Source organism: Flavipsychrobacter stenotrophus, assembly GCF_002954265.1.
Taxonomy (GTDB): Bacteria; Bacteroidota; Bacteroidia; order Chitinophagales; family Chitinophagaceae; genus Flavipsychrobacter; species Flavipsychrobacter stenotrophus.
The window spans coordinates 511174-528784 of the sequence record NZ_PPSL01000003.1 but is presented as its reverse complement, the minus strand read 5'-3'; the positions used below and the strand labels follow the sequence as shown (position 1 = coordinate 528784).

The 17611-nt window shown below is 42.3% G+C and carries 20 protein-coding genes and 1 tRNA gene; 7 read left to right on the top strand and 14 right to left on the bottom strand.

Going from position 1 to position 17611, the window contains the following annotated elements; genetic code table 11:
* Positions 1-7: 7 nt before the first annotated feature.
* From CJD36_RS12220 to CJD36_RS12200, 5 genes are all read right to left on the bottom strand, one after another.
* Positions 8-466: a response regulator gene (locus CJD36_RS12220; RefSeq protein WP_105039457.1), complete on the bottom strand. Its 459-nt coding sequence runs from the start codon at positions 464-466 to the stop codon at positions 8-10.
* A gap of 347 nt (positions 467-813) precedes the next feature.
* Positions 814-1866 carry a hypothetical protein gene (locus CJD36_RS12215; protein WP_105039456.1) on the bottom strand — a complete coding sequence of 351 codons (1053 nt, stop codon included), beginning with the start codon at positions 1864-1866 and terminating at the stop codon, positions 814-816.
* A gap of 12 nt (positions 1867-1878) precedes the next feature.
* The gene (locus CJD36_RS12210; RefSeq protein ID WP_105039455.1) at positions 1879-2427 is read right to left on the bottom strand and encodes a hypothetical protein; all 549 of its coding nucleotides are present in this window, start codon (positions 2425-2427) and stop codon (positions 1879-1881) included.
* Positions 2424-2972, bottom strand: coding sequence for an RNA polymerase sigma factor (locus CJD36_RS12205; RefSeq protein ID WP_240609343.1), 549 nt, complete (start codon positions 2970-2972; stop codon positions 2424-2426). Before CJD36_RS12205 ends, CJD36_RS12210 begins: the two co-directional genes overlap by 4 nt.
* 100 nt (positions 2973-3072) lie before the next feature.
* A complete protein-coding gene (locus CJD36_RS12200; RefSeq protein WP_161499294.1) occupies positions 3073-4221 on the bottom strand; it encodes a ligand-binding sensor domain-containing protein in 1149 nt (382 codons plus the stop codon).
* 265 nt (positions 4222-4486) lie between these two features.
* Between CJD36_RS12200 and CJD36_RS12195 the strand changes: the two genes are divergently transcribed.
* Entirely contained in the window at positions 4487-4990 is a 504-nt protein-coding gene (locus tag CJD36_RS12195; protein ID WP_105039453.1) for a hypothetical protein, read from the top strand.
* 89 nt (positions 4991-5079) lie between these two features.
* The gene (locus CJD36_RS12190; protein WP_105039452.1) at positions 5080-7026 is read left to right on the top strand and encodes a transglutaminase domain-containing protein; all 1947 of its coding nucleotides are present in this window, start codon (positions 5080-5082) and stop codon (positions 7024-7026) included.
* A gap of 44 nt (positions 7027-7070) precedes the next feature.
* Here CJD36_RS12190 and CJD36_RS12185 read toward each other — a convergent pair whose 3' ends face one another.
* The 3 genes from CJD36_RS12185 to CJD36_RS12175 all read right to left on the bottom strand — a co-directional run bounded on the left by CJD36_RS12185 (position 7071) and on the right by CJD36_RS12175 (position 10207).
* Entirely contained in the window at positions 7071-7316 is a 246-nt protein-coding gene (locus tag CJD36_RS12185; protein WP_105039451.1) for a hypothetical protein, read from the bottom strand.
* Positions 7317-7459: 143 nt separating this feature from the next.
* On the bottom strand, positions 7460-9022 hold the full coding sequence (locus CJD36_RS12180; RefSeq protein WP_105039450.1) for an NHL domain-containing protein: 1563 nt from the start codon (positions 9020-9022) through the stop codon (positions 7460-7462).
* Between the two features lie 114 nt (positions 9023-9136).
* The gene (locus CJD36_RS12175) at positions 9137-10207 is read right to left on the bottom strand and encodes a hypothetical protein (protein WP_105039449.1); all 1071 of its coding nucleotides are present in this window, start codon (positions 10205-10207) and stop codon (positions 9137-9139) included.
* A 359-nt stretch (positions 10208-10566) separates the two neighbouring features.
* Between CJD36_RS12175 and CJD36_RS12170 the strand changes: the two genes are divergently transcribed.
* Positions 10567-10953, top strand: coding sequence for a hypothetical protein (locus CJD36_RS12170; protein ID WP_105039448.1), 387 nt, complete (start codon positions 10567-10569; stop codon positions 10951-10953).
* A gap of 352 nt (positions 10954-11305) precedes the next feature.
* Positions 11306-11704: a hypothetical protein gene (locus tag CJD36_RS12165; protein WP_133162622.1), complete on the top strand. Its 399-nt coding sequence runs from the start codon at positions 11306-11308 to the stop codon at positions 11702-11704.
* 31 nt (positions 11705-11735) lie between these two features.
* On the opposite strand, the gene CJD36_RS12160 is transcribed toward CJD36_RS12165, so the two are convergent.
* Positions 11736-12134, bottom strand: coding sequence for a 5-fold beta-flower protein (locus CJD36_RS12160; RefSeq protein ID WP_105039446.1), 399 nt, complete (start codon positions 12132-12134; stop codon positions 11736-11738).
* A gap of 132 nt (positions 12135-12266) precedes the next feature.
* Between CJD36_RS12160 and CJD36_RS12155 the strand changes: the two genes are divergently transcribed.
* Positions 12267-12962, top strand: coding sequence for a hypothetical protein (locus CJD36_RS12155; protein ID WP_133162621.1), 696 nt, complete (start codon positions 12267-12269; stop codon positions 12960-12962).
* A gap of 148 nt (positions 12963-13110) precedes the next feature.
* Here CJD36_RS12155 and darG read toward each other — a convergent pair whose 3' ends face one another.
* The 3 genes from darG to CJD36_RS12140 form a co-directional block, all read right to left on the bottom strand.
* Positions 13111-14160: a type II toxin-antitoxin system antitoxin DNA ADP-ribosyl glycohydrolase DarG gene (gene darG / locus CJD36_RS12150; protein WP_105039444.1), complete on the bottom strand. Its 1050-nt coding sequence runs from the start codon at positions 14158-14160 to the stop codon at positions 13111-13113.
* Between the two features lie 8 nt (positions 14161-14168).
* Entirely contained in the window at positions 14169-14825 is a 657-nt protein-coding gene (darT, locus tag CJD36_RS12145; protein ID WP_105039443.1) for a type II toxin-antitoxin system toxin DNA ADP-ribosyl transferase DarT, read from the bottom strand.
* Between the two features lie 113 nt (positions 14826-14938).
* Positions 14939-15012 (bottom strand) — tRNA-Ile (locus CJD36_RS12140).
* Between the two features lie 149 nt (positions 15013-15161).
* On the opposite strand from CJD36_RS12140, the gene CJD36_RS12135 reads away from it, so the two are divergent.
* A complete protein-coding gene (locus CJD36_RS12135) occupies positions 15162-15878 on the top strand; it encodes a DUF4476 domain-containing protein (protein ID WP_161499293.1) in 717 nt (238 codons plus the stop codon).
* A 39-nt stretch (positions 15879-15917) separates the two neighbouring features.
* Here the strand turns inward: CJD36_RS12135 and CJD36_RS12130 are convergent, their stop codons facing one another.
* On the bottom strand, positions 15918-16439 hold the full coding sequence (locus CJD36_RS12130; protein WP_105039441.1) for a hypothetical protein: 522 nt from the start codon (positions 16437-16439) through the stop codon (positions 15918-15920).
* A 57-nt stretch (positions 16440-16496) separates the two neighbouring features.
* The gene (locus CJD36_RS12125; protein ID WP_105039440.1) at positions 16497-17162 is read right to left on the bottom strand and encodes an ABC transporter ATP-binding protein; all 666 of its coding nucleotides are present in this window, start codon (positions 17160-17162) and stop codon (positions 16497-16499) included.
* Between the two features lie 190 nt (positions 17163-17352).
* Here CJD36_RS12125 and CJD36_RS12120 point away from each other — a divergent pair, with 190 nt between their 5' ends.
* Complete coding sequence (locus CJD36_RS12120) at positions 17353-17574, top strand: DUF2795 domain-containing protein (RefSeq protein ID WP_086100095.1); 222 nt, start codon at positions 17353-17355, stop codon at positions 17572-17574.
* Positions 17575-17611: the final 37 nt, after the last annotated feature.

The following is a 17611-nucleotide window of genomic DNA, read 5'->3' as shown; positions in this document are numbered from 1 at the left end:
AAAGGAGTTATACTGTAAGAATAAAATTTTCTATACGAGGTTGTTTTGTATTATCATTAGCAATGAGGGTGAGTGCCTGCTGAATGATGTTTGTAAATTTTGAAAACTCGGCCGGCTTGCGAATGAAATGCTGCGCACCGTTTTTGAAGAGTAGGTTAACCGTATCCTGCTCTAAGGATGTTGAATACATGATAACGGGAAGATGATTTAATTGTTTATGCTGCTTGATGGCTGATAAACATTCAAAGCCATTTTTGCGGGGCATGTTGAGATCGAGGAAAATAACATGTGGTAATGCACTGTGGCTGGCATTGAGCAGGTTCATCAATTGCTCTCCGTCGTGCACGGCAGTGAAACTGGTAGTTAACGGAAATTCTTCCAACGCTTCTTTAAAAAAGGCGCAATCATCAATATCATCATCCGCGAGCAATACACTAAACGGGACAGGGTGATTCTTAATTTCCATGACAATGAACTGAACTGCCTCCACGTCGGGTAATACAGAAGTGGGACAATTAACTAAATCTACATAAGAAAATCGTGCCAACGTAACTTATTGCAGTATAATTAATTATAGTACCTAAACTTTAGGAGGGTGATAATTGGGAATGCAGATACAAAACGAAGGAAATCCTACCATTTCGATGGGTGAAAATATTCAATTAGCAGGAGATCACCTGGGGCTCAATAACCCCGATTATACTAATAAATGATGACGGCCACTAATCACCGGCAAATAAGATTACTTGCGCTGCGGTGATCAGTGGCCGTATATTCAGATTATAAATACGGATAGAGGGGAGTATGCAGCATCTATTTAAAAAAGACCGTGCTGTAGTTACCGGTTATATCCATAATGCCCCTCCCTTTTCCGGCCTTGCCTTTATAGTATTGGGTATTGCCGTTTTCATCAGTATTGGTCATAGTAACGTAGCTTGACGAAGCACGGTTTTTAAAGCTGCCAAATTCCGTTTTGACGTCAATATCAAGATTGGTATCCTGATCGAAGTAGCAGGATAGCGTACTATAACCTACACCGATCTTTATATTTTCGGCACTACCATCTATGTGCCTGATAACAGAAGATCCGTTATAATTCAAGCCGAGATCGGCTCTCTTTTGCAAGTGGTCTATTTTCAGGTCGGAGTGATTTACGACCCCGTCAATGTCATCAACAGATCCAATTTTCAAGGTGCCGAACTTGTGTATTATCTTTAGTTTGTTGGCCGAAGAAATATTCACTTTGCTGAATGAGTTGTCCATCTTTATATTTTGGATCTTATCTATTGTTACACCACCATGCTGTACTTTCAGCTTACCGCCTTCAATACTTTTAATAGTTGAGGATCCAAATGAAAGGTCCATATCATTGGCTGATCCTGAAATATTCTGAGCATGGAGTTCGCCAAAAGAAACCGCCAGATCAACGTTACCTAAGATGTCGTCCAGGTCAACGTTGCCGAATTTGTTTTCCAGATCGAGGCTGTTTCTCCTGGGCATGTTGATGACGTAGTTAATACGGATCTCATTACCATCGCTAATGCTATAGCCTGATTCTACTCCTGATTTGAAAGTAATTGTCTGGTTATTACCGCCACTCTCTTCCATAAATATACGACCAAGCATGTTGGTGGCTTTAGCATCTGACCTACCCTTGACAGTCATCGTTACGTCTACGACCACCTCGTTCTTATCCCACGTGTGTATGACTATGTTGCCAAAACTATTTGTAACGCTTAGGCGCCCCGATGGCTGCACTGTAAATGTGCGGTGCAGTTTCTTTTCTTTTGTAACCCATTGCGTGCCGCGCGCATGGGCAAAGTTTGCCAACAATATAATTGCCGAAATGATGGTGATCTTTTTCATGTTGCTTATTGTTTAAATAATATGTTTTACCTCTTTATGTTTCTGACGGGTTTCTTCAATGATCTTCAGTTGTAAAGACAGCAGCTTTACCTGTTCCTGCAGGTTTTCGATCATTGCCCGCAATACTGCTTCGTTATTATCTGAGTTGACATATTCCGTTTTGAGCTCGCGGTATAAAACATCGAGTGTGTCTATCTCTGATCTGAAGTCGTGACATACATCCTGATATTCGGCACAGTAGTAGCTTAGCTGCCTCTGCTGTTTCTCTTTTAGTGTGGTGTAGTAGACTTCTGCTTTACTGATCTCCTCGGGGATTGCGCCATTCATATCTGCCGGCACAACTGCAATATCTTCTTTCAATTGCTTAACCGGCATTGTGAAGTACCATAAGCCACATGCCACAAGTGCCACGATACATGCTGCTGCAGCAAACTGCAAAATTCTCTGCTTTTTCCTGCGCCTGAGGGTGCTGTCTATGCCCTGCCAAACTTTGTAAGAGGGCTCATTGATATCGAAATCGCCACTATGCCCGCTAATAAATTGTTCCAGTTTATCTTTCACGGCCTTCTGTTTAATAGTTCCACTAATTGTTTTTTTGCCCTGCTGTACTGAGATTTTGATGTTGACTCTGTAACATTTAATATCTCTCCTATTTCCGCATGATCATACCCTTCGAGCAGGTATAAGCTCAGCACTATCCTGTAACCATCGGGTAATTTATTGATTGCCTCATGTACTCTTTTCACCTCCCATTGTACCTCTTCATAGTCGTGGTGGTTTTCATTGTCAGTATCCTCATTGTCGGGCATTGCCTCCAGTAAAACCAACTTCTTTTTGCGCAAATGGTTTACAGACCTATTGACGACAATCATCTTCAGCCACGCACCAAATGAAGACTCCCCGCGGAATGTAGCCAGCTTACTGAAAGCATCAAGAAAGGATTCCTGCAGGATATCTTCGGTATCGGCAGTACTATTGACGATACGTAGGCACACATTGTACATAGCCCTGACGTAAGCCTGGTAGAGCTCGTACTGCGCATTGCGATCGCCGCGCCGGCAGCGATCAAGCAATATCCTGTTGATGTCTAAGTTGTCGTTTAGCAATTGGTGCGTGTTCTATATTAAAGACACGGGCTGTTTTAAAAGGTTGCATCAAAGGTATTGATGGGGAGGAAAATTTTATTGATCGTTATACTAGACAATATTATTGCCTACCAACGTGCTCTGTGAATGACACAAGAGATTTACCATCGTAACGATACAAACCCATTTCTTTAGTGCCTATCCAGATGTTGCCGCTCCTATCTTCTATCATTGTCCATATTCCGGTGTTGCTTAAAGTATTGAGGGGAAATGGGGTGAAGGCTTTCCCATTGTAGCGGGTAACGAGTCCTCCATTATCTTTCATTTTGCCCACACTACCAATCCATATACTACCGCTCTTATCCTGTAACAGACAACTTGTATTATCCAGCAGGCCATCCTTTTCATTAAAGTTGATAAATGTATGGCCGTTGTAGCGATATACACCGTTGTCTCTTGTTGCGAGCCATAGATTTCCAGCCGTGTCCTGGATCATGTAAAAAATATGTACACTTGATAAATTAGCCACCTTGACCTCTCTAATAGATATACCATCGAAACAGTTGAAGCTTGGGGTGGCTGCGCCAGCAGTAGAGAACCAAATATTACCTGCCTTATCTTCCAGTATAAATTGTATAAGTCCGCTATGTGGCACTGTGTAGTACTGCGTACTATCTGAAGGAATAATTTTCCAGCCGTTATTAATATACACGATATTAGTGAATGACTTACCATCGTATTTCCACAGTCCAAAATTTTCAGTACCCAACCATAGGTTTCCTTTCTTGTCGCTAACTATTGCATAGACTGCCTCCTGATCGGGAACTGACGCATTGCGGTTGCCAGTTCCTAAAATAGTGGTCATAGACGGAGCATGACCCACCTTAATACCGGGGATAGACACCAGAGAAAATTTGCCGTTTATCCCCCGAAACAAACCCTTATTAGTGCCAAGCCATATATTGCCGGCATTGTCTTCGGCAATACTGTAGATTGAAGAACAGGTAAGGCCATCTTCTTTAGAGAAAGTAATAAACGACTTGCCATTAAACCTATATAGCCGTCCGAATAGTGTTGTTCCGAACCACAAATCACCATTTCTATCTATCATAGAGCAGCGGAACATACCATGCTCATCACTACCCGAGGGAACTACAATTTTAGGGCGCTTATGATCTATGAGCGCAGAAGGGGAACTGTTTTGCGCTTTGCAAGAGGAGACGAACAACAGCAATAAAAGCATAAACGAGAGGATCTTATGAGGGTACATATGCCGGCAGTTAAATAGTGTACGACGCTTATCGTAATTGAATGTACGACAAGTGTCGTAATTACAGGACATTTAATTAGCTGTTAGATGAAATAAAATCTTTACGAAAACCTGACAGATAGCAACATAGCATGCCAGTTAACAATATTTTAAAACAGTTATGAAGCTGGTATGTTTGCCATTTATTCAGTGCCTGTGGCTATCGTAGCCATGTTAGAAGACTTGGTACAGACTTTGACCGCAAAATGAAAACAGGAAATCTGGCATGGAGCAACAGATACAAAACGGCACTCTTGATGACAGGCGGGTGAAAATATTAGACCTGCTCTTACAACGGCAAAGCATACCCGAGCAGGGCGATTTTGACCTTGATAAACTTATTGCCAACCTGCCGGCCGAGGAATATAGAAAGATAGCAGAAAGTACTGAATTTCAGGAGTTGTGGAAAGATGTAGACCTTGGTAAATCGCTGGCGAAGTTTCTGGTGGAGAATGGCCTGGCTGACCATCATGGCAATAACCTGGAGCTAACCACCGACAGAGGCCGGGAGCTAAAAAAGCAAGGCAGCTATGGTAAACTGCTGGAGGACGAACGATACATTGTAAACGAGGCGCGAAGGGTAAATGAACTGGAGCTGGAAGCCGACCGGGTGGCCCACAGGCAGTACAAAATAAACGTACTGATAGCAGTTGGCACCTGCATGGCGGCGCTGTACTACCTGCTGGAAATACTGGATGGCTTCTTCGGGTTTTACAAATTCCATCACTGACAGAGGCATCAGAAACTGTATGCTTTCTACAGGTATATAACACCATAATCGACAATAGATTACCTTTATGCAGTACTATCCTCATTACTATGTACAGGTTCTCTTTTACCGTCTTACTATTTGTGGCAGCTTCACTTTCGGTGTGTGCTGCTCCTGATAGTATGGGTAAGGTAAAGGAGTCAACGGGTCAGCACAATGACTACAAGTACATAACCCACCAGGTGTGCGACAGTATACACTCTGATAAAGAAAAGGCTAAGGCAATATATAACTGGATAGCTACCCATGTAGCCTATGATGTATATGGATTGCTACCGGGCGCTGAGAACAGCCGAGACCCTAACACAGTTATTCAAGAAGGCAGCGCGGTATGTATGGGCTATAGCATATTGTTTGGAGCTATGTGCACAGAAGCCGGTATCCGGACCATAAATATTTCGGGGTATACTAAAGACGCGATATTCGACAAAGGAGATAAGCTGTACATACCCAGGCATATGTGGTCGGCACTGCTGATAGACGGAAAGTGGCAGATGGCAGATGTGACGTGGGGTGCCGGGTTTGTAAAACCTGATACCACCTGGTGGCGGAAACTGGTGCATAATGTAACGGGCAGGCCGGTACGCAAGACTAATATGAAATTTGTGTGGCAATATGAACGTAAATGGCTGTTACAGGACCCTCTTGAATTCAGGTATACGCATTTGCCCGCTTATCCGCCCTTTCAGTTTACAGACACTGCGATGCCTATATCTGTTTTTGAGCAGGGAGATAGTGCTATACGGGCATTTAATGCCATCAGCCACAGTATTGACAACAGTGACGAACTGATGCGGCTGAGTAGTTTGGGAGATACAGATATTCAAACCCTTTTTGCCGCAGATATTTATAAGTTCAACAACAGGTTTGCACTTGCGGCTGCTATTGATTACAACATGCAGGCAATTGCAGTAATAGACTCTATAAAGGAAAACACAGATGTAGCTGTATATAAAGCAAGGGTAGCAGCAGCCTATGACCTGATGACAAAGTCGCGGGATATGGTGAATGAACAATCGGTACTAACAACGGGGCAGTATAATACCCTAAAGAGTAAAAACATGCGAAAGTATTCTGACGCTATGGATTACTTCCGCAACCTGTACTCATCGGCAAGAAGAATGACCAATGAGATGACCAGATATCAGAAAGCATCGGAGCATATCCAATTTGTGTACCAGGACGTCAGAAGGGAATATGTAAGGGTTGCAAAATATACGGACACCATACCGCGCCCCAGATGGCGACGGCTGGATATAACCAGCAGATGGGTGTATGATAGCCTGTATACCATTATCACTGATTCCATTAACGAGCGAAAGACTAGACTGGCCGATATTACCGGCAGCGAATCTGTACTATCGCGCTTGCAATACAACATCAATTATGGTAATGAACAGCTGGGCAATTTGGTGCGTTCACTGGAGTATGCGACGACTTTGATCTCGGCTGAAGCTCAATATCGCCTGTACCTGCAGGACAATCTGGATGAGGGTGCGGGCAAGTATTACCAGGCCATGAAGCAACTGAAGAATAGGGAGATAGATAGTGCCCACTACCACTACCTGCAATGTTATGATTCGGTAATTGCCATTACGCGAGAGAACATAGTAATACAGGAAGAGCATGTAGCTACCTGCCAAAGGATACTTAACGATATGCAATGGCTTGTGGACAAGACGAGACCAGACAGTGCACTGACAACAACGTATAGCTTGTGGGCAAATGACATGATGGATTGCTCCCGGCGCTTTGTGGCTGCATTGGATGCGTCAACGAACTTCGTTAAAGGCATTAACCGGGATATTGCTACAATAAAGCAGCAGTATGCATTTATTGCCAACATGGCCAGGGCTATGCAACGACCTGAGAAGACCCGAAAGGACATGGAATACAAATCCATACTGGCCGATCAGCAGCGGGATATGAAAGATATTGCCAAATTCAGAGAGCATCTTAAAAGGTCATTTGCTGTATTGGAGGCGGCGAAAAGGTGATGGGCTAATACGTGAATTTGAACTACAAAAATGATCGCAGCAAACTAACGCTTATTGTATTTGGCATCCCATTCTGCCTTCGTAAACGCATAATCGAACGCATCTTCCACTTTAATAAATGTTTCATCATAGACCAGAGTGCCATGGTCTACTATGTGATACACCCGCCACTTGCGGTTGTAGTCATAATAGACAACGTTTGCACCGTGGCCATCCGGCCCATTAACTGAGAGCCAGTTGTCGGGCAAGCCCAATTCTTTTATTCTCATTTTCAACTCTTCTAAAGTCATAATTTTCCCAAATATAAAAACGTTGTGAAGCAGTATACAGGAATCAAAGATCGGAGCAAAAAACAAAAAAGCAGTTACAAATAAATGTAACTGCTCTCCTTCTTTTATGGCTGGAACTTCCTGACAAAGCACAGGCCAGTTCTTTATTCCTTTATCACCCTATTAGCATAAATATCATTGACCTTAACGATATACATGCCTGACGGGAGCTCGTTGATATTGACGGTTACTTCTTTTGATGAATAGTTTTGTGCGACCAGCTCCTGACCTAAAAGGTTGGTGACAGATACGTGGAAAATAGTGGTTGGGCACCTGATAGTAAGTATATCTGCAGCAGGGTTGGGATAAATGGTCACATTGCCTTCTGTACTTACCACCCTTACTCGTACACCCTCAGTGCCGCACGCAGATACATACACTACTTTGTAGGCAGTATCTGAGCCGCAAGCATTGGATGCGATGTAGGAGATAGTATCATAGCCTATGCTGTAACCTATGACACTGCCATTGATAGCCAGGAAGGCATTGTTGTTAGATGTAGACCATGTACCACCAGAGCCACTAAGTGACAGGTTGATCTTTTCACATTTGCAGACAGTATCGGGGCCTGTAATACTAACATCGGGAAGGGGGCATCCTATAGGAAAGGTGCGGACCCTGTTGTGTGATTGTCCACTAACATATACTATACCCGCAGGATCGGCGGATATCCGATAGGCCATTACGCCGGCAGCCGTGGCGGGGCCGCCATCGCCGCTAAACGCACTGCTGCCAGTGCCGGCTACTGTGGTAATTGTGCCGGCGACATCAACCATGCGCACTCTGTAAGATCCTGAAATGAGCAAGTTGCCATTGAAACAAACTTCGACCCCTGTTGGCCTGTTGATCATTGCCGCTGTTGCGGCTCCGGCATCACCGCTGAAACCTGCCGTTCCGGTACCAGCTACAGTAGTAATGATACCGGCAGCTGTAATTTTCCTGACCCTGTTGTTGTTCTGATCAGCAACATATAAATTGCCTGAAGAGTCGCAAGAAACACCGGTAGGATAGTTGAATTTGGCTGCGGTAGCCGCGCCGCCGTCTCCGCTAAAACCAACGGCACCGGTACCGGCAATAGTTGATATAATACCTGCCGCGTCTATTTTCCTGATGAGGTGATTATCGGCCTCGGCAATGTACATATTGCCATAACGATCGAATGTTATGTCTATAGGTGTGCGCATAGTAGCGCTTGTGGCCGCACCACCATCGCCTGCATGCCCGGCAACACCGCCTGTACCTGCAAACGTGGTTATGATACCGGCAGTAGAAACTTTACGTACAACATGGTTGTTGGCATCGGCAATATAAAGATTGCCGAGAGCATCGGTGGCTATTCCGGTAGGGTTGTATAAGCGGGCCGCTGTTGCGGGACCGCCATCGCCGCTAAAGCCCGGCGTACCACTTCCTGCTACTGTAGTAATGTTTCCGAAAGAATCTACAAGCCTGATGTTGCAAGTATTATCTACGCAAATGTAATAGCGGTGGTTACTTGCCAGGGCAACGTCTACGGGGTTCTCAATATGTGCGCTTAGTGCGGGTCCGCCATCACCTGAATAACCGCCAGCACCTGTGCCAGCTACTGTGTTGATGTTTTGGGCATGTACACTTTGAACCATTGTGGCAAGCAGTGCTATGCATAATAAAAGGTTTATAGTTTTTTTCATAATTGCTCGGCTAACTAGATATAGGGACAAATGTAATGCATATTGATTAGGAATGGGTTATGCGAGGTGATTTGTTTTGGTGGGCCAGTTTGGCTGAACTAACATTCATTTAACTTACCATTCTTTCGAACCAGTCATTGTTACACCACGCTCTAAGAAAAAGCGCCTTAACAACCCTAATTTACCATAACAAGTTTCGGGTAACCTGATCTTATTGAAATTATATTCCAGCGCATAACAGTTCCAGAATACACCAATGTAATCAAATGGCTCACCTTTTGCGTTAAGGAACACAATAGCGTGTTTGAGTGACGGACATGCGGATAATTCGGTCACAAAAATTTCTTTGGTGTCATATCCAACATTAAATAGCAGGTCACTCAATTTGTCAATATCGGCGGCAGACAGCTTCTTTTTATCTTTTACCGCAGCAAAATCGGGGAATCTTTTTTCAAGCGAAACGTAGTCGGCATAACGGAGGGTATCTGTAAAAGAAACCAACACAACGCTTGCTGCCTTGCTGAATGGATAAAGGGCAAGTCTCTGTTTGAGTAAGAGTTTGCCAAAGTGGCTACACGGCATGCCATTGGCAGATTTAGCCGGGGTAAAATGATATTCCAGCGGATGATGATCATAGTATTCTTCCATGAGTTGATGATAGGTGGCAACGTCGCCGTCTATTTTGCTGAGGATCCCGTTTCCGTATTTGGTAGATGCCCATTTCCGAAACAATTTTGTTTTACTGATCAGCTCATTAAAATAGGCTCCTGAATGCGCAGTGGCTCCCATCCTAAACGAAGTCACCTTGTCACCTTTAGTTTGAATAGTAAGCTTCCACGAAGCAGGAGTAAGTTGCAGGAATTTTACCTCGTTGTTACGATCTAACGCGATTATTGTTGTAGTAGTGGTATCATATGTAGTATGCAGGGTTTCGTACTGCGAGTTGAATGCCGCATAATATCGCATGAATGAACCAAGAAAGTCTTGTTTGCCTGCCAAACTATCCTTAACGAAGCTCCTGTTGAAAGTAAAATCATCTGATAGTAGCAGCTCAAGGCTGTCCTTCTGATGTGTGTTGTAGTAATGTAGAAAACGTTTTGCGGGGTTGTTATAATTCTGAGCAAAGGCAGATGTAGTGCAGCCTAGCAGCAGCGAAAGGAATATGTATTGTAGTCTTAACAGCATGTACAATATTAGCCAACATAATATCGGGGATCATTAATAGTTTATAACTGTGCTTAACGGGCTTGTAAGTGCTGTTATACATAAAATAAAAAAGCAGCTACATTTCTGTAACTGCTTTTAGTCGCACTCGGGTTTGAACCAGGCCCCATGATTATGGGCTGCATAAATTTGCCGCAATTATTGTAAAAAGATCTTTTCAAGTTTTGTTCCAGTTCAAGTCTGTAAGAATATGGAGCTTTATTTTGCCGACAAATATTCTCTCCTGAACAGCGGGTGCCTAAGCCAGGCAGAGCGATTTTGCGTCGATAAGGTAATCAATGATTTATACTAAATTTGTTTTATCAGTAGTCTGAAAAATCATGAGAAATATAGTAATAATAATGCTTGGGACTATTGTCTTCTTAAGCTCATGTAAAGGTCATAAAGACCTGAGTCAAAACGTAATTGGAAAATATGTGAATGCGTTTGAGCACAACACCGTTCATTTTGTGGAGTTGTATGATGATTCTTCCTTCCTGCATTACTATAAAAAGAATGATAGCCAATTTGAAAATCGTGGACATTGGAAATTTCGAAATGACAACGGAAACCCAGAAATTTCATTTACCTATTGGAAGAGTTTCGGGGGAAATAAAGACCAGGCATGCGTTAATGGGTGTTTAGCATTTGTAAAAATGAAAAGCAGTGAACTTATTTTTGATGTTGATTTGCCTGATGAGCGGAATTTTAAAAAAACCGGTAAGTAAAGCTACCAGCACCGGTGAGATAAACTTGCATGGATGATAGCCGATGTTGTCTTTAATGATAATAAAATTAACGCATGGAAATGGAGAATTTTGACGAAAAATTCAAGAAATTGTTGCGGCAAATGGGCAATTAACATAATGATGGCCCAGCAGAAGCAGTGTAAAAAATAGGAAAAATGATGACAAACACAGATAGAAAATGATGACTAAGCAAACAGGGAGGATCAAAGTGTGTTACAAAGGCTACATTGGCGGCAGATTTTTTTTCGTGTTGCTAATCGCCCTGTTATCGCTTAATTGCCAGGCACAGGATAGTATTTCATACAAAGGAACATCGGTAAATCACATTTTTATGGGTGCTCCGCAAACTACGCTGAAAAGCCATTTTGGTCGTCCTGATAAAATTATAAGAGATACAGACTATAGCACAGGAGAGGTGTACTATAAACTTGTTTACAAAAAATCAAAGTTCCAGGTTTCGAAAGCTGAAAAGACTTTCTTTGGTTTTGATATCAATGATCCACTTTATACTGTTTGCTATAAATCTGCTTGCTTTAAGATAGGCGATGAAGTTTCAAGTCTGTCGGCGTTATTTCCAGAGTCCTATCAATTTTACCTGCTAGACAAAAAGAAATATCCGAAAGAAAAAATGTTGCCTCTAAGGGTAAAATTTGCCCAAAGTGATTCTTATCTGATTTTCGAGTGTGTGGGTGAACGAATACGTTCTATCAGTACCTGGGATGATTTGTAATGAAGGACATTTTCTATATATCTGGTCCGGCTTATTCAAAATGGTAATAGAAAAAGAATGCAGCTGCTTCGTTGGCGCTAATGCCTTTTGCATAGCCAATAGTGGTGTTGTGCGCATCCTTCACTTCTCCGTCTCTAATATAACCTAGGGTACTGTTGTGCCCATCTTTATATTCGTTTCCATCTGCGCGACCTATAGTGGCGTTGTGCCCATCTTTAAATTCGCCATCCCTTATGACACCGATAGTAGTGTTATGGCTGTCTTTTACTTCACCATTGCTATTGATATGGCCGATAGTGGCATTATGTCCGTTCTTAACTTCGCCATTTTCAATATACCCTATAGTGCTGTTGTGACCATCTTTAATTTCCTGGGCATAAGAATAGTTTATGCACAGGCCGCTGGCTAAAATAAAAAGTATCTTTTTCATGACTAAAGTATATTACGCATACAAGATGGTGCAATTAGTTGAAATTAAAAAAACTTTCAATAATTTGATGCGCAATTGAGGCACCTGAAAATAATTATCGGTTGGCAGCCCAAAATCAAAACACTATCGAACATGGATAAAAATAAAAAGCTCGATGCGGAAAAAGTGATGAGGGAACTCATGGAGAGGTTGAGTGAAACGCCTCTTTCCGAAGAACAGCAGAAGATGTTCAGTGAGATAATCGAATCCAACCTAAATAAAACTGAACCGGCCGTAAGTCACCAGTTGGTAATATACCGTGAGCATTTTTTTGATAGTTTCTCCTCGCGACCGCGGCCACTACATGGCCAAATAATCAGCCCGGATGTAACGAGGAGCACACATGAAGTTGACAATATTGAAGAACTCCTTTCTGCTATACCTTCTTTTCAACTTACAGCATCTTATGTTGGGTCAATCGAGAGTTATCTATGGGCGCTGTCATCCCAGGCATTCCTATATTTTCTGCCTGCTTTCATGTACCATTCATTAGCATCGTGCTATTCTATTTACTTGTTCGTTGCCGAGTTGGTTGAAGATCTGACATTGCCGCTGTATGAGCCCGTAGTAGAGTCTCTTCATAAATATGCACGGATCGAATTAATGCGGAAACAACAGCTTGACTGGCGGCTGACCATGTTTCACGACCGCTTTGATAACGTGACTGATGAAGAGGGTAAAGCAATTTATCTTTTCCTTGCGGCGTTGCGAGAAACTCATGGTGAGGATTTCTTTGAGGGAATAGAGGTGGCAATTGACCGATACTGGGGACGGTTTGAAAGTTTATGATTTTACGAGCGCCTAAAAAAACTGAAACATTATGCGATGTTTAGTGGGGCAGGTAAAATATGGGGCATAAAAAAAGAGCTGTACGACTGTACAACTCTTTAATTTCTAACCTGTGGTCCCACTCGGGTTTGAACCAAGGCCTCCCTGATTATGAGGTGAACAGATACTTATTTTGCAGCAGATGATTGTATGCTATCTCAACATATTCATGTTTGAATAGCTTTTTCTTGCGATCATTCCATTGGCTTATGGCATTTGAAATTTCTTGTAGTGTAAAGTCAGGATGGTCTTGTAAAATAAAATCAACAGAAGCCAATATTTCCAGCGATAAATCTGAAGTAAAGCCAGTTAGCAAGTACAACAGTTTATCCAATCGACCCTTGTCTGCAATGCTGATTTCTTTTTGAATATACTCTTTTACTTCCTCGCATTTTCCGTAGTTCAGATAAAGTGGTTCGAACGCTTTTGCCTGACCTTGCTCAATTCCACGTAAGTATATTCCATTGAGTGAATACAGCACCTTCTCTACTCCAAGAGCATAGGGGCCATAATGATGTGCATGAAAGTTCAACTTAAGCGGCTGCCCCATTCTTTGAAGAAAATAGGCTAGCTTATTAGCTGCAAAAAGGCTGCTATACTCACCCAGACTTTCATACGCATAAAGCATGTAAAGTAATTGGGCGCGAGCCGGTGTAAGTCTGCTCTCTTTTTTTACATCTTGTGATTGTAATATTTGTTTGATGTGCGCATTTGGCTCGTACACTTGTATTTCAATATCAAGGTCACCTAAATGGTCGCTGATCATCGGCTTAACTTTATCCCAGTCAAGTCCTCCATTACCACATCCTAACGGCGGTATTGCGATGCTCTGTATTCCTTTTTCAAGAATTAATTTACGCAAAGCAAGCAGACCATCTTCTATGTACTCATACTTAGACGGACTTTTCCAATGTACTTTTGTTGGGAAATTTATTATGCTTTTGACCCCGTAATGAATGCTTTTATCACTAACAAGCAAAAGCTGGCCCGGAACTAGTAACTTTTGCTTACATGCTTCAACATATGCCATATTGTTTGCAGGAAAGTTCTCTTTAAACTGTAACGCAATACCCTTACCCATTACACCTACAGTGTTTACCGTATTTACCAGCGCCTGAGCTGTGGATTGTAATAGATCACCTGTAACGAAATGTAACATATAAGCAGTTATTGAGGAAAATATAAACGGTTTTCAATATTAACTTTAAGCGTGTTATTGCCCGTATTTACCATTTCCTTTCTAACAAAAGTAGCTGCTTTTTCATTATATACAAATAAGGCGTTAATTGAGGTTACAGGCACATGATTATGAACAAGAAACTCCGCTTGATATCTTCGTGGACGATCGTAATCATCGCCTGACTTACTGAAGTTTTGCTGCTGAATACAATCCCAATCTATCTCCTTGAGCATATTCAAGTCTGTATAATGCTTTGTAACTGCAGAATTAGCCTGCCCATCAGTAAAAAAAAAGCGCCCAACTTCTACAAGATCACTGATCTTACACTGAATTATCAATAAATCCTCAGGGTGAATTTTAGCAACGGGAGGATCCCAATACCCTGTTACGATATTGTATTGCATAATAGATAGCGGTGTGAAATAAAATGGAACATACTCACCAATGTTACCATAGTCATTAATAAGTACCGCGCGATCATCGCGCACGCTAATTATTCCCGGATTGCCAATGGAGATGAAATTAGGGTCTGCTTTGGGGTGATGCTTAGTACACAAACCATTAACAAGTACATGAGTAAGGTTTCGGATATGACAAATCCGATAACAATATTCACGTTTACGATTAATGACCAGTTTCTGCATTCTTTGCAAAATTATAAATGGCTCTTGCCTTTACTTAAAGTATAGTTATTAGCAAGTACAGCATAAAAGCAAAAAAGCAGCTACAAGTAAATGTAACTGCTTCCCTTCTCTTGTGGTCCCACTCGGGTTTGAACCAAGGACCCCCTGATTATGAGTCAGGTGCTCTAACCAGCTGAGCTATAGGACCTGTCGGCTTGCGCCAAACGGATTGCAAATGTAATGGTTTTTTTGAAAAAGGAAAATATTTTTATCGATCGTTTTTTCTTTGCCGGTGAAAATAGGATATGGGATGTTTTGGCATATAAATTGTTATACTTTGTCAAAAAAACCACTGACATGCTTAGAAAACTACTATTTGCCCTTTTTCTTATTTGTTCGGCAGGCTCTGCCCTTCATGCGCAACCATGCGGCATATTACTATATAGCACTGAGGGTAAAAAATTTAAGGTCTACACCAATGGCGAATTGCAGAACGCAAAACCAATGAGCACCATTACCCTTTGTTGCTTTCCTATGGATATTGTGAAGGTAAAGCTTGAATTTGAGGATAAGTCGACCATGGAGCAGACATTATACCTGAGAACTGGGTTTATTGAACATCACATGGTGACGGGTAAAAAGATAGTGTTCGATTCTTATGAAGAGATACCACAACAATACTCTGATGTAACCAACGTGACCATCATTAATATAAATGGCGGTAATACCGGCGGTGGAAATACTGTGGTCACCAGCAGGGCGTCATCATCGGGAGGGCGAGGCTGCTCATCGCCTATGGCCGACAGATCGTTTTACGAGTTTTACGGTGCACTGAAAAACAAGAAGTTTGACAGTGATAGATTGGCTGATGCCAAAGCTGCGGTGCAACGCGATTGCTTTACGTCGAAACAAGTAAAGATAACTTTGGGCGCTTTTAAGTTTGAAGATTCAAGATTAGAATTCGCAAAGTTTGCCTATGCTCATGTGTACGATAAAGGCGCCTACAACACAGTAAAAGAAGGCTTTTCCAATTCATTAAGTGGTAACGAGCTTGATGACTACATAGGCAGGTAGCATTGGAGGCCCACCTGCGCGCGGGTAGGTGGGTAGTTATTACCTGGTTTGCTTTTGCAGCTTGTCAATTTCGGCCTGCTTTCTGGCTTTTTCTTTTTCTATTTCGTCCAGCTCAGTCTGTTTTTGGTTGAGTTGTTCTTTTACGCCTACTTTGTTGTTGAGCTCAGTAAGAAAACCACTGATGGACATTGACAGGTGGCTGTCGTTGGCGCTGGTTACATAATTGTCATACCCCTTAGATACAGCAAAGTGTACTGTGGTCTTCCTCTTGTTGCCGGTTACTTTATAGTAATAATCTTGCTTACTACTGCTTATGGCCATTAGCACAACGCCTTTATAGGTATAAAATCCCTTTTTGTGTTTCGCCTTTTTCAGGCCGGCTTCCTGCATAGTCTCTTTTAGGGTGGCTGCAGTAAGGCTTCTGCTGTGCCGTAGTTTTATGGTATAGCCGGGTATGTGTTCCTTACCCTTCTTCAGCATGGTTTCCTTTGCCTCCTGTGCATGTGCGAACGACGGGAGGGTCAAGGTTATCAATATCAGTAATCTGTATATTCTGTTCATGGAATTTTAGTATTAAGCGCCAACCGGCCACCAACAATGATCTCGTGATCAGAGATCTTATTTCTTGTCGTCCTGTACTATTTTGCCATCACGCATAGTTAGTATGCGGTCGGTCATCTGTGCCAGTGCATCATTGTGGGTGACCATTATAAATGTCTGACCCAGGTCTTTGCGCAGTTGCAGAAACAGTTCATGCACTGCCTGTGCGTTAGCACTATCCAGGTTACCGGTAGGTTCATCGGCCATTACTACCGAAGGGCGTGTAACCAATGCACGGGCAATAGCAACGCGCTGTTGTTCCCCGCCCGATAACTCTGACGGCTTATTATTGAGCCTGCCACCCAAGCCTACACGCTCCAGCATTTCAGTGGCTTGCATTGTGGCTTCCTTTTTTCCTGCATTACCTATCCACAGGGGCATACACACATTTTCTATGGCGCTGAACTCAGGCAACAGGTGGTGAAACTGGAACACAAACCCCAGATGCTTATTGCGAAACGCCGCCTGCTTTCTGCCCGGTAGTTTAAAAATATCCGTCCCATCTATGAGCACACTACCACTATCGGGCTTATCTAATGCCCCCATTATGTGCAATAAAGTGCTCTTACCCGCACCCGATGGCCCCACAATAGATACAATATCACCTTTCTGAACAGTAAACGACACATCATTTACGACAGTAAACGCGGCATAGTTTTTAATGACATTGTTAACAATAAGCATAATAACAGCACTATAATGTTTAAAACGTAAAATTGCACAATAATGGTTAAACCTTTACAAATAGTTTTATTTGTGCCGGCAAACAATAAGAAATCATTAGATGTAGTTATCATTTTAAAAAATAGGTTTTGTTTTTTTGAAAAAAAACTACATTTGCGAGAAATTAAGAAATTTATAAAATAATCACAATATGTTTTGGACACTTGAACTAGCATCGCACCTTGAAGATGCACCATGGCCTGCAACTAAGGATGAGCTAATTGATTACGCCATCCGCTCGGGTGCGCCGCTTGAAGTGGTAGAGAACCTGCAGGAACTGGATGACGAAGGTGAAATATACGAAGGCATTGAAGATATATGGCCCGACTATCCTACACAAGAAGACTTCTTCTTTAATGAGGATGAATATTAATTAGCCGAAAGAAAAACTTAAAAAAGCCACCTGTAAT

What these genes read in the sequence shown, in the direction of transcription:
- CJD36_RS12220 (WP_105039457.1), bottom strand. Translation starts at nt 466, where the DNA reads ATGGAAATTAAGAATCACCCTGTCCCGTTTAGTGTATTGCTCGCGGAT.
- CJD36_RS12160 (WP_105039446.1), bottom strand. Translation starts at nt 12,134, where the DNA reads ATGAAAAAGATACTTTTTATTTTAGCCAGCGGCCTGTGCATAAACTAT.
- CJD36_RS12130 (WP_105039441.1), bottom strand. Translation starts at nt 16,439, where the DNA reads ATGAACAGAATATACAGATTACTGATATTGATAACCTTGACCCTCCCG.
- CJD36_RS12180 (WP_105039450.1), bottom strand. Translation starts at nt 9,022, where the DNA reads ATGAAAAAAACTATAAACCTTTTATTATGCATAGCACTGCTTGCCACA.
- CJD36_RS12165 (WP_133162622.1), top strand. Translation starts at nt 11,306, where the DNA reads ATGGGTGCTCCGCAAACTACGCTGAAAAGCCATTTTGGTCGTCCTGAT.
- CJD36_RS12215 (WP_105039456.1), bottom strand. Translation starts at nt 1,866, where the DNA reads ATGAAAAAGATCACCATCATTTCGGCAATTATATTGTTGGCAAACTTT.
- darT (WP_105039443.1), bottom strand. Translation starts at nt 14,825, where the DNA reads ATGCAGAAACTGGTCATTAATCGTAAACGTGAATATTGTTATCGGATT.
- CJD36_RS12175 (WP_105039449.1), bottom strand. Translation starts at nt 10,207, where the DNA reads ATGCTGTTAAGACTACAATACATATTCCTTTCGCTGCTGCTAGGCTGC.
- darG (WP_105039444.1), bottom strand. Translation starts at nt 14,160, where the DNA reads ATGTTACATTTCGTTACAGGTGATCTATTACAATCCACAGCTCAGGCG.
- CJD36_RS12155 (WP_133162621.1), top strand. Translation starts at nt 12,267, where the DNA reads ATGGATAAAAATAAAAAGCTCGATGCGGAAAAAGTGATGAGGGAACTC.
- CJD36_RS12185 (WP_105039451.1), bottom strand. Translation starts at nt 7,316, where the DNA reads ATGACTTTAGAAGAGTTGAAAATGAGAATAAAAGAATTGGGCTTGCCC.
- CJD36_RS12135 (WP_161499293.1), top strand. Translation starts at nt 15,162, where the DNA reads ATGCTTAGAAAACTACTATTTGCCCTTTTTCTTATTTGTTCGGCAGGC.
- CJD36_RS12170 (WP_105039448.1), top strand. Translation starts at nt 10,567, where the DNA reads ATGAGAAATATAGTAATAATAATGCTTGGGACTATTGTCTTCTTAAGC.
- CJD36_RS12190 (WP_105039452.1), top strand. Translation starts at nt 5,080, where the DNA reads ATGTACAGGTTCTCTTTTACCGTCTTACTATTTGTGGCAGCTTCACTT.
- CJD36_RS12125 (WP_105039440.1), bottom strand. Translation starts at nt 17,162, where the DNA reads ATGCTTATTGTTAACAATGTCATTAAAAACTATGCCGCGTTTACTGTC.
- CJD36_RS12120 (WP_086100095.1), top strand. Translation starts at nt 17,353, where the DNA reads ATGTTTTGGACACTTGAACTAGCATCGCACCTTGAAGATGCACCATGG.
- CJD36_RS12195 (WP_105039453.1), top strand. Translation starts at nt 4,487, where the DNA reads ATGGAGCAACAGATACAAAACGGCACTCTTGATGACAGGCGGGTGAAA.
- CJD36_RS12200 (WP_161499294.1), bottom strand. Translation starts at nt 4,221, where the DNA reads ATGTACCCTCATAAGATCCTCTCGTTTATGCTTTTATTGCTGTTGTTC.